Here is a 10,507-nt window from a genome sequence, read left to right as displayed (position 1 = left end):
AAGTAGCGTTCAATAATATACGTTGTGTCTTACAACTACTTTTGCAAGAGGTCTAATACTACAGAAAAAAAAGAACATTCGAATAGTAAAGAAAAAGTGTTATTGGTTATTAACTGCTTGCAAGGTGGCGGTGCAGAACGTTCGGTCTTGACGCTGGGACAAGGTTTTCATGAGTTAGGTTATGACGTCCATATTTTACGCTTTAAATCTAGAGTAGCTTATGAGCTCAGTAATGATATTTCTTATCATCAACTGGACCTAAATGATTATAACTCTATACCTACGAAACGTCTTAGGTACTGGTATTTTGCAAAAGTATTAGACAGATACGTGCGCAAAGAGATTGGTACTCCAATATTGACGCTAGCGAATTTAGATAAAGCCGATATGGTCTTGCGTCATAGTAGTCTGCCCAATATCGCACACGTAATTAGAAATACTATTTCTAAAAAAATTGAATTGTTTAGAAGCCAAGGCAAAAAAGCAAATGATAAAAGATTAAGCAATATATATTCTCGGCATCCTTGTATATGTATTAGTAAAGGAGTCGAAAAAGACTTTCAAGCTACATTGGGTGTGACGAATACAACGACAATATACAACCCGATTGACCAAAGACAGATTGTGCAGTCGGCATTAGAGTTCGAGCCAGAGTTTGACAGTTACATTATTCACGTTGGTAGTTTTAAGACTCAAAAAGCTCATGAAGTGTTGATTAGAAGTTATGCAAAGACTCGGAAAACATTGCCACTTCTATTCTTGGGTGAAGGTGTATTGCTAGAGTCAATGAAAGAACTGGTTACTTCTTTAGATTTGGAGAACCGTGTACATTTTTTAGGTTTTCAAAAAAATCCATATCCTTATATCCAAAAAGCACAGTTTATGGTTTTGTCATCAGTCTTTGAGGGATTTGGAAGGGTTATTGCTGAATCACTGGCTTTAGGGACACCTGTTATCAGTACAGACTGCCCATCGGGTCCAAGTGAGTTGCTACCACCACACAACCTCGTCCCTGTGGGAGATGTGGATACATTAGCTAAAAAGATGGATGAAGCAATGGAGAATGCTGATACATATCAGTCCTCGTTTGACATGGAGTTATTACCAATTAATATTGCTCAACAATATATAGATTTTATGAGAACTAATGGTTAGAAATTACTCGGTTACAGCCTTGATAAAAAGTGTAGGTCGTAGTCGTGTAGTAATATATAAGAGAGATAGACTAATCCAACCACCATTTAGACCAATCATCTCTGTGCAACTGCCGTAGAGTAGCAAAAGCACTGTCATTATTCTGCAGTTTTTCAAACACTGCCAGTAACATGGTCGTGGCCAATTTATCAACTTTCTGAAATTTATTATAGCGTTTTCGCATATTTCTCAAGCTATCATCGGTGCCGATACGAAAATAAGTAAGACCATCGTACAGAGGCAAGTCACCAGCATAAAGCATATCGGTTTTTTCAGTTAGCAATGGCATAGATTCAGCATTAGTGGATAACTGCAGAAAGTTTTTGGTTTCATAAGTACGTAAAGTATTCATTAGAGTTACGACATTCATCAAAATAGCTGCTCTATGAGTATTGTTTGAATGATCAATAAACGTATCGCAAGCAGAGACAATCCAGCGCAACGACAGATGTGTCAATAAATAGTCGCTCTCTGCTTCCCATAGTCTTTCAAATTCAGCGAATGTTTTATCTATTTTGTACTTACGGCGCATTAGTATAATAAGCGTGTTGTGATAAAAGCAGAGCTCAGACTCACCAAGCGATTTGTATTTCAAGTTATTCAAATGGTTTTCTAAATCTGTGCTTTTACGCTCATTGGTTAACGCTTCAATATCACACATTGATTCAGTAATGGTTGTTGCTTTCATCTCATCAAAGCTTCTATCATTATAGGTTTTGATAATCTTACCCGCATTCAGTCTTTTTTCGCTTCGAAAGATCAATATCAATTTTCTCTGCCAACTTGAAGGTGTAGCCATGTTATCAAAATCCTTTAAAAATATATAAAGATATTAGCGCCTTAATCTCTATGATATAAGCCTTAAAGATCGTTGTTATTTGTTTAAACTGAATAATATTGTCTATACCAATCGACAAATTGCTTAATACCATCTTCTATACTAGTCTCCGGTTTAAAGCCAGTATCCTCTATCAATTCATCTATATCGGCGTAAGTAATAGGCACGTCACCAGGCTGCATCGGTAATAAATTTTCTATCGCTTTTTTGCTACATGCTGTTTCTATCGCGGTAATAAATCGACGTAAGGTGATCGGTTTATTGTTGCCTATATTATAAACCTTGTAAGGAGCTACTGCGGTAGTTATGGATGATTTCTGCGGCGCTGGTGCCTTATTCATAATACGAATGATACCCTCAACGATATCGTCAATATAAGTAAAGTCGCGTTGCATGTTACCGTTATTAAAGACGTCAATTGGCTCGCCTGCTAGTATCTTTTTGGTAAAAGAAAAATAAGCCATATCGGGACGGCCATAAGGACCATAAACGGTAAAGAATCTAAGCCCAGTGGTAGGAATATCGTATAAATGACTATAGCTGTGAGCCATTAATTCGTTAGATTTTTTGGTTGCTGCATACAAGCTAATGGGATAATCAACGCGATCCTCTGTGCTGAACGGTTGTTTGGCATTCATGCCGTACACTGAGCTGGAGCTGGCATAAATGAGATGCTTAACTTTAGTATGACGACAGCCTTCTAAAACATTAGCGAAGCCAACGATGTTAGAGTCGATATAAGCATTAGGGTTTTCTATGGAGTAGCGCACACCTGCTTGGGCGCCCAAGTTAATGACAATATCAAATTGGTAGGTGGAAAAAAGCTCAGACATGGCTTCACGATCAGCAAGGTCTAACTTAATAAACGTAAAAACTTCTGGATCTGATATCTCACCTAATATTCTCAAACGCGCTTCTTTTAGATCTACATCATAATAATCATTGATATTATCAATACCAACGATACAGTAATCCCTAGCAGATAGATCTGTTTCTAGTATCGCCTTGATTAAATGAAAACCAATAAAACCTGCCGCACCAGTGACCAGTATTTTCATCAGTCGCTCCCAAATAGATCTCGAGTAAACACTTTATCCGCTACGTCCTGTATATCAGTTGATAAACGATTAGCAACGATTACATCGCTCATCGCTTTAAACTCACTCAAATCTTTAATGACGCGCGAATTAAAAAACTCTTCTTCTTCTAGTACTGGCTCATAAACAACGACTTCTATACCTTTGGCTTTAATACGTTTCATAATGCCTTGAATAGCCGAGGCGCGAAAATTATCAGAACCACTTTTCATAACCAATCGATAAACGCCAACGATTTTAGGGTTTCTTTGAATGATCTTATCTGCAATAAAGTCTTTACGGGTGCGATTAGAGTCTACAATCGCTCTTATTAAATTACTTGGCACCTCATCATAATTGGCCAAGAGCTGCTTGGTGTCTTTTGGTAGACAATAGCCGCCATAGCCAAATGAGGGGTTGTTATAGTGATCGCCGATACGTGGATCTAAGCCCACCCCTTCGATGATTTGCCTAGTAGATAAGCCAAAAGTCTGTGCATAAGTGTCAAGCTCATTAAAGTAGGCCACGCGCATAGCTAGATAAGTATTAGAAAATAGTTTGATTGCCTCAGCTTCAGTGGGCTTAGTAAATAGTAATGGAACATCCTTTTTTTGCGCGCCTTCGATGAGTAGGTCTGCAAACTGCTGGGCACGTTTGGACTGCTCTCCGACTATGATTCTAGAAGGGAAAAGGTTGTCATGCAAAGCTTGGCCTTCTCTTAGAAATTCAGGAGAAAATATAATACGCTCAGTGCCATAGCGCGCTCTAATACTGAGCGTAAAGCCGACGGGTACGGTCGATTTAATAATGATGAGGGCGTTTTGATTAACGGTGAGTATCTGCTCAATTACAGTTTCGACGCTTGAGGTATTAAAATAGTTGGTTTTGGGGTCATAATCAGTAGGCGTTGCTATAATAATAAAATCAGCATCTTCATAGGCTTGCTTTGCATCAAGAGTTGCACTGAAATTTAGTTTTTTATTTGTCAAGAAGTGTTCGATATCTTTGTCTTCGATAGGGGATTGCTTATTATTTAGCAATTCTACCTTTTCAGCGACAATGTCGACAGCGATAACGTCATGATGCTGCGCTAGTAGCATAGCATTTGATAAGCCTACATAGCCGGTACCGACGACTACTATTTTCATAAAGTATCCAAGGTCTCTAAGTTAAAGTTGATGCAATATATGGTTGCTCTAAGACGTTAGTTTGCACTCGTTAGTAGCGATGAGGGTAGATATGCCGAAAATTTATTTGTCATAGCGGCTGTAACCTTCTGATAAGAGTCAGAATTAAGACGGTCTAAGCTTTGAATGCAGCCATACTTATAATCACTATTATCTAAGTTAGATAAAAAACTCTCAACGCTATCTTCGTTCTTCAAGTAATTAACCGCTATATCAGCTCGTAAATGGGCTTGGCTCTTCTGTATTTTGAGATGGTTCATCAGAGTAATAGGGTTCACCTGAGCAACATCTCTAAATTTATATTTTATTTGTGTCTCTAAAAGCTGTGGGTGCTGTAGCAGATAGTTTTTTAAGATCGTTTTATCAACAATATGAGGAAAATGATGAATCTCAAAAAACTGATCCATATCAAGCACTTTTGCACTGAGCATCTGCGCGATGGTATGTCTTGGCTGAATAGGCGTACCTAATAGTTTAGATTTAGCTTTACGAAAGTTAAGTTTGGCATTTAAAGCTGCCGTGTTGCGCCAATGACCGTGCAAGATAAGCTTATCTTTCTCTATAAAATCCTCTAGAGTTGCAGACTGGTTAAAGAAAAAATCATCGTTCATATAAATAAAATAATCAGACACATCCGCTATATGCCAAAGCATTGTTTCAATTGAGCGAGTATTGAACGTTGGCAAAAACTGCTCGTAACCCTCAAAAAGCTCTGTATGATCGATGATTTTTATCTTATCACCTGCACAAATTCCCTGCTTAGCGAACTCATTTATAAACTCAGGCTGCTGCCCGTCACTAACAATATAAATATGACGACAAAAAGGTACATACTTCAAAATAGAAGCAAGGTTGTAATAGATTTCATCATTACTGGCAAAGCGGGTTGAGCTAGTAGCGTCAGAGGCAGCGCTAGAGGTTTTTTGATAGCGCGCTCTTTTTGCTTTGAGCTGTGCATCATCACCGTCCACCCAAGCGATAACAATGTCTATATCTGGTGAGTCGGACTTTTTCATATATTTACCTGTTAGCTAGCACCACTACTGCCAATGCTCTTGCAGCCAAGGACTCGGCAAGACACGCCGATACCATTTGCCGCCGCCGCCTTCAATGGCATCTGGCGGATTGATTTCGCCATGGAAGATAACGATTTTAGCGCCATTGGGCAGAGTAGGTGCTTTGATAAAGTTAAAGGGCGGCTTTGCCATACATTGGTATTTAAAGCTGACGCACCAGTCTTTGGGCCAATACTCTAAATGATGATGCTCGCGCAAATAGTTGGATAGATAAGCCTGCTCATGGCGTACTTGCGTGCGAATGGTGTCAAAATTACGCTCAAAATTACTAAGCAAGTCAGAATAAGTACCCATGCCAATATTAAAGCGATAGACGGAGCTGTTACCAATCATGCGCCAAGGTTTTTTCCAGTCACGAATGATAACCACACTGTCATCAAACTCCGCCTTATAAGTAAAAAAGCTGTCGATATTATCGACAATAACGATGTCGATATCTAAAAATAGCGCTACGCCTTTTAGATCGTACAGCTCAGGCTTAAAGGTTGTAAGCTTTTTCCAGCCGCGTTCAGGTCCCGCTGGCAAATCCATCTCGGGTATCGGGTAGCACTGTACCGCCTCATTAATACCTGTACTATCATCCGTCAAGCAAACCATCTGAAAGTCCAGTGTCAGATGGCGACTGACCATATTATAGAGACGATTGACATACTCAGGACCGTACTTATCGCCCCATTTCATACAGATGATATAGCGTGACTCTGCTAGGTGGGCAGAGTCTTGGTCTTTTAGAGTATGGTTAACGAAGTCAGATGTCATAATTGACTCTTTTTAATAAGATGAAAACATGAAGCTTAGAATATGCTATATTTGATACCGCTATATTGAGTCTACTATAAAAGATAGCGCAATTAAGTCTTATATCTTTTATCCTTAGCCGATTTTAGAAAGGCTTGTAGCTTGCTACTATCAGCGCGATAAGGATTGCCAAGATTAGGGATGCGTTTAAAGCGGCGATAGCCCCACATATAATGGCTACATTTATCCTCAATCATGTGCTGCATGGCCAGATTGAGCGCATGCGCTGCTGTTTTTGCATCGCGCTCATACAGCGCTGGATCATCAAGCTTATAGCAATAAATATCAAATCCGCGCCCATCATCACGGCGAATACAAGATAAGCCGACCAGTGCGCATTTGGTTTTACTGGCAAGCTTGGAGGCCAGCGTACTGGTCAACGTCTCAATCCCAAAAAACGGCACAACCACGCCGCCTGACGGATCAGGGACATGGTCGGGCAATATAATACTAAAGCCGCCTTGCTTTAGAGTCTTAAAGATAGCCTTGACCCCGCTACCATCGGTGGGTACCAGCGTGGCATTTAACCGCGAGCGGCCTTGCAAGACAAAGTCATTGATGATGTCGCCTTTGACTGGTTTATACATGATAGTCGGGGCACCAAATTGATTGAGCCACGCGTTCATCATCTCCCACGTACCCAGATGCGGGACGATGGCCAGCATACCGTTTGGACTGGCAAGACCTTCTAACAAAATGTCTTTATTGTGGACATCACGTATCTGCTTGATGCTCCACTCAGGCGGCATCGCCCAGCTTTTGACCGACTCGATACTGGTCAAGCACTGATGATAGATAATCTCTTTAGTCAGCGCTTGTTTTTGCTGGTCTGATAAAGAATCAGCAATCAGCGCCATATTGATACTGACGGTGCGCATGATACTCAAGCTGGGTATCTTTATGATAACCCAAGCGACAAAACGTGCCACTATCTGTAGGACGGAAAGTGGCACGTATTTAAAGATATGGTACGGATTCATGACCACTCACGCAGTGATGAATCCTGTAGTCCGCCAGATAAAGAATAGTTAAACATTATCTGAGGGCTTACTGAGCAGGTCTATTGCTGTCGGCTTGTGCTTTTTCGCGCACACGGATACCAAGCTCACGTAGCTGCTTGCTATCGACTTCAGCAGGGGCTTGGGTCAATGGGCAGTCAGCAGTTTTGGTTTTCGGGAAAGCAATCACATCACGAATAGAGCTTGCACCTACCATTAACATGATCAACCGATCCAAACCAAAGGCAAGACCACCGTGCGGCGGCGCACCGAATTTTAAGGCGTCAAGTAAGAAGCTAAATTTCTCTTCGGCTTCTTGCTCATCGATACCTAGCGCTTCAAATACAGCTTGCTGCATCTCGAGGGTATTGATACGTAAGCTACCACCACCGATTTCGGTACCGTTTAGTACCATGTCATAAGCGATAGAAAGCGCGGTTTCTGGGCTGTGTTTTAGCTCATCTACCGAGCCTTTAGGCTTGGTAAATGGATGGTGCATAGAGGTCCAGCGGCCATCGTCAGTTTGCTCAAACATTGGGAAGTCGGTCACCCAAAGCGGTGCCCACTCACACGTGGTTATGTCTAAGTCTAGACCGATTTTTTGACGTAGAGCACCTATGGCATCGTTTACCACACTGGCTTTGTCCGCACCAAAGAAAATAATGTCGCCATCTTCTGCACCAGTACGCTCGATAAGGCTAACCAAGACGTCATCAGTCATGTTTTTGATGATAGGCGACTGCAGGCCAGACTCTTTGTCGACGCCGTTGTTGATCAAGCTTACATCATTAACTTTAACATAAGCCAAACCGCGCGCGCCGTAGATACCGACAAACTTGGTATAGGCATCGATTTGCTTACGGCTGAGTGAAGCGCCGCCTGGGATACGTAGCGCGGCCACACGGCCTTTAGGGTCGTTTGCAGGACCAGCAAAGACTTTAAAATCAACATCTTTCATCAAATCAGCCACATCGACCAATTTTAATGGAATACGTAAGTCAGGCTTGTCTGAGGCGTAGTCACGCATCGCCTCGGCATAAGTCATGCGCGGGAAGTCTTCAAACTCGACATCAAGCATGGTTTTAAATAGGTGCTTGATCAAGCCTTCATTGATATTCATGATTTCTTCTTCGTTTAAGAAAGAAGTCTCGATATCTACTTGGGTAAACTCTGGCTGACGATCGGCACGCAAGTCTTCATCACGGAAGCATTTAGCGATTTGATAATAACGATCAAATCCTGACACCATAAGCAGCTGCTTAAATAGCTGTGGTGATTGCGGCAAAGCAAAAAAGTTACCTGGGCGAGTACGTGAAGGCACCAGATAGTCACGCGCACCCTCTGGCGTAGCACGAGTCAAGATAGGGGTTTCAACATCTAGGAAACCGTGATCGTCGAGATAACGACGAATCGCTGAGGTGGCCTTGGCACGGAACACCATGCGCTCTTGCATGTGCGGGCGGCGCATATCTAGATAGCGATACTTAAGACGCAAGTCTTCTGATACCGTGGTATTTTCGTCATTCAATGGGAACGGCGGGGTCTCAGATTTGGCCAGTACTTCGATCTCTTTGCCCAACAGCTCAACTTGACCACTGGTCATATTGTTGTTTTCGGTGCCTTCATAACGGCGGCGTACGCGGCCAGTGATTTTTAGCACATATTCAGGACGTACTGCATCAGCCGTTGCGAATGCCTCTGGCGTATCAGGATCGACGACGACCTGCAAGATACCGGCGCGGTCACGCATGTCTAAAAAAATCACGCCACCGTGATCGCGACGACGATGTACCCAGCCTACGACACTGATGGTTTGCTCAAGTAAGCTTTCGGTTACGGCTCCGCAATATTCGTCTCGGTATTCGCTATGCGTCATAGTGCTTTGCGTCATAATATAATTATCCAGTTGTCAGCCCAGTTCGAAATATAATAATGCAGCCATCATTGGCATGGCGCCAGTTAGGCACTGTGCGAATAGGCACTGTGCAAAAAAGCACAAATACGCGATTCAGACAAATGGTCATCGCGCAGGCTGCAGTAATTTGATGTAAACGCATATTATGCCTAATCTGGCATTGTTATACAACTAGCGGTTGCCAGAGTATCTACGTTAAATAATGTCATCGTGCTTGAAAATACGGCCAATCGGGCACATATCAGCTGCACATTAATAACAGCAACGTTATCATTATATCTACTGACATATCTACCGACTTGAGGAAATGACCATCATGCTATTTCATCCACCCAAAAATCCTATCGAGCTAAAAGTACGCCATCTAAACGAAGCGCAAAAGCAGCGCCGTGAAGATTTAATGGAAGCCACGCAAGGCAAGGCCGCCCTCAAGCAGTTCAAAAAGACCATGGCAAAAAAAGCCAAACAAGCGCTAAAGGCAAAAAATAAGAAAAAAAACAACGAAAGCAAACCACAGGTCTTTGTGCTGGACTTTGATGGAGATATCAAGGCCACAGCCGTCAAGCATCTGCGTGAAGAGATTAGCACACTGATTAGCACCGCCAACAAGGGTGATGAAGTAGTGGTGCGTCTAGAGTCGGGCGGCGGCTTGGTGCATGGTTATGGGTTGGCTGCGGCACAGTTGGTTCGTCTAAAAGATGCCGGTCTAAATCTGACTGTCTGTGTTGATAAAGTCGCGGCGAGTGGTGGTTATATGATGGCTTGTGTGGCTGATAAAGTGGTGGCTGCTCCGTTTGCTGTGATCGGCTCGATCGGGGTGGTCTCTCAATTGCCAAACTTTCATAAATGGCTCAAAAATCACGATGTCGATTATGAGATGTTTACCGCTGGCGACTACAAACGTACCGTAACGGTATTTGGTGAAAACGACGCCGAAGACCGCGCCAAGTATCAAGAAGAGCTTGAGCAGACGCATGCGCTGTTTAAGCATTTTGTCAACACTTACCGTCCAGCTCTAGACTTAGAAAAAGTCGCAACAGGCGAGCACTGGTATGGTGAAGATGCCTTGACGCTAAACTTGGTCGATGAGCTACAAACCTCCGACAGCTATATCTTGGCACGGATGGAAGACAGTGAGGTGTATGCCCTGCATTCAAGGCAAAAACCAACGCTTGCAGAAAAGCTGGGACTGGCGCAAGCAGCAGAGGCGACTCTACATGTGGCGCTCGACAAGCTGCCAGATGCCTTGGCGCGCTTTGAATTAAACAGTCGTTTAAATATCCTAAAATAACATGAAATATCAAAAGGTTGTTTGGTCTTCAGCTCTGCAGGCTTTATGATTGACTGATGAAGTGTTTGTGTTTTGTAAAAGGCGTGGCCTAGCTGGTCGCGCCTTTTTTGCTGTTTATTGATAATCACTGTGTT

At 42.5% G+C, this 10,507-nt stretch carries 9 protein-coding genes; 2 read left to right on the top strand and 7 right to left on the bottom strand.

Annotated features, from left to right (window positions below):
- Nucleotides 1–24: 24 nt before the first annotated feature.
- Nucleotides 25–1,155 (top strand): glycosyltransferase, encoded by a 1,131-nt coding sequence (locus JFC05_RS06410; protein WP_198336247.1) that lies wholly within the window; start codon nucleotides 25–27, stop codon nucleotides 1,153–1,155.
- Between the two features lie 70 nt (nucleotides 1,156–1,225).
- Here JFC05_RS06410 and JFC05_RS06405 read toward each other — a convergent pair whose 3' ends face one another.
- The 7 genes from JFC05_RS06405 to aspS form a co-directional block, all read right to left on the bottom strand.
- Complete coding sequence (locus tag JFC05_RS06405) at nucleotides 1,226–1,993, bottom strand: hypothetical protein (RefSeq protein WP_186474636.1); 768 nt, start codon at nucleotides 1,991–1,993, stop codon at nucleotides 1,226–1,228.
- Between the two features lie 83 nt (nucleotides 1,994–2,076).
- Nucleotides 2,077–3,090 (bottom strand): NAD-dependent epimerase, encoded by a 1,014-nt coding sequence (locus JFC05_RS06400; RefSeq protein WP_198336246.1) that lies wholly within the window; start codon nucleotides 3,088–3,090, stop codon nucleotides 2,077–2,079.
- Nucleotides 3,090–4,256, bottom strand: a complete 1,167-nt coding sequence (locus JFC05_RS06395; protein WP_198336245.1) for a nucleotide sugar dehydrogenase — start codon at nucleotides 4,254–4,256, stop codon at nucleotides 3,090–3,092. Before JFC05_RS06395 ends, JFC05_RS06400 begins: the two co-directional genes overlap by 1 nt.
- Before the next feature lie 56 nt (nucleotides 4,257–4,312).
- Complete coding sequence (locus tag JFC05_RS06390; protein WP_198336244.1) at nucleotides 4,313–5,311, bottom strand: Stealth CR1 domain-containing protein; 999 nt, start codon at nucleotides 5,309–5,311, stop codon at nucleotides 4,313–4,315.
- A gap of 24 nt (nucleotides 5,312–5,335) precedes the next feature.
- A complete protein-coding gene (locus JFC05_RS06385; protein WP_198336243.1) occupies nucleotides 5,336–6,130 on the bottom strand; it encodes a glycosyltransferase in 795 nt (264 codons plus the stop codon).
- Nucleotides 6,131–6,222: 92 nt separating this feature from the next.
- Nucleotides 6,223–7,149, bottom strand: coding sequence for a lysophospholipid acyltransferase family protein (locus JFC05_RS06380; protein ID WP_198336242.1), 927 nt, complete (start codon nucleotides 7,147–7,149; stop codon nucleotides 6,223–6,225).
- 67 nt (nucleotides 7,150–7,216) lie between these two features.
- Nucleotides 7,217–9,043, bottom strand: coding sequence for an aspartate--tRNA ligase (gene aspS / locus JFC05_RS06375; protein WP_198336256.1), 1,827 nt, complete (start codon nucleotides 9,041–9,043; stop codon nucleotides 7,217–7,219).
- 355 nt (nucleotides 9,044–9,398) lie between these two features.
- On the opposite strand from aspS, the gene sohB reads away from it, so the two are divergent.
- Nucleotides 9,399–10,373: a protease SohB gene (gene sohB / locus JFC05_RS06370; RefSeq protein WP_198336241.1), complete on the top strand. Its 975-nt coding sequence runs from the start codon at nucleotides 9,399–9,401 to the stop codon at nucleotides 10,371–10,373.
- The last annotated feature ends 134 nt before the right edge of the window (nucleotides 10,374–10,507 follow it).

The organism is Psychrobacter celer (genome assembly GCF_016107555.1).
In the GTDB taxonomy this organism is placed as follows: domain Bacteria; phylum Pseudomonadota; class Gammaproteobacteria; order Pseudomonadales; family Moraxellaceae; genus Psychrobacter; species Psychrobacter celer.
Note: the sequence above shows the minus strand (reverse complement) of the source record. Positions and strands in the feature narration are given on the sequence as shown.

Excerpts from the sequence above, each read along its gene's own strand:
- JFC05_RS06385 (WP_198336243.1), bottom strand. The coding sequence starts at position 6,130 with ATGACATCTGACTTCGTTAACCATACTCTAAAAGACCAAGACTCTGCC.
- JFC05_RS06395 (WP_198336245.1), bottom strand. The coding sequence starts at position 4,256 with ATGAAAATAGTAGTCGTCGGTACCGGCTATGTAGGCTTATCAAATGCT.
- sohB (WP_198336241.1), top strand. The coding sequence starts at position 9,399 with ATGCTATTTCATCCACCCAAAAATCCTATCGAGCTAAAAGTACGCCAT.
- JFC05_RS06405 (WP_186474636.1), bottom strand. The coding sequence starts at position 1,993 with ATGGCTACACCTTCAAGTTGGCAGAGAAAATTGATATTGATCTTTCGA.
- aspS (WP_198336256.1), bottom strand. The coding sequence starts at position 9,043 with ATGACGCATAGCGAATACCGAGACGAATATTGCGGAGCCGTAACCGAA.
- JFC05_RS06400 (WP_198336246.1), bottom strand. The coding sequence starts at position 3,090 with ATGAAAATACTGGTCACTGGTGCGGCAGGTTTTATTGGTTTTCATTTA.
- JFC05_RS06380 (WP_198336242.1), bottom strand. The coding sequence starts at position 7,149 with ATGAATCCGTACCATATCTTTAAATACGTGCCACTTTCCGTCCTACAG.
- JFC05_RS06390 (WP_198336244.1), bottom strand. The coding sequence starts at position 5,311 with ATGAAAAAGTCCGACTCACCAGATATAGACATTGTTATCGCTTGGGTG.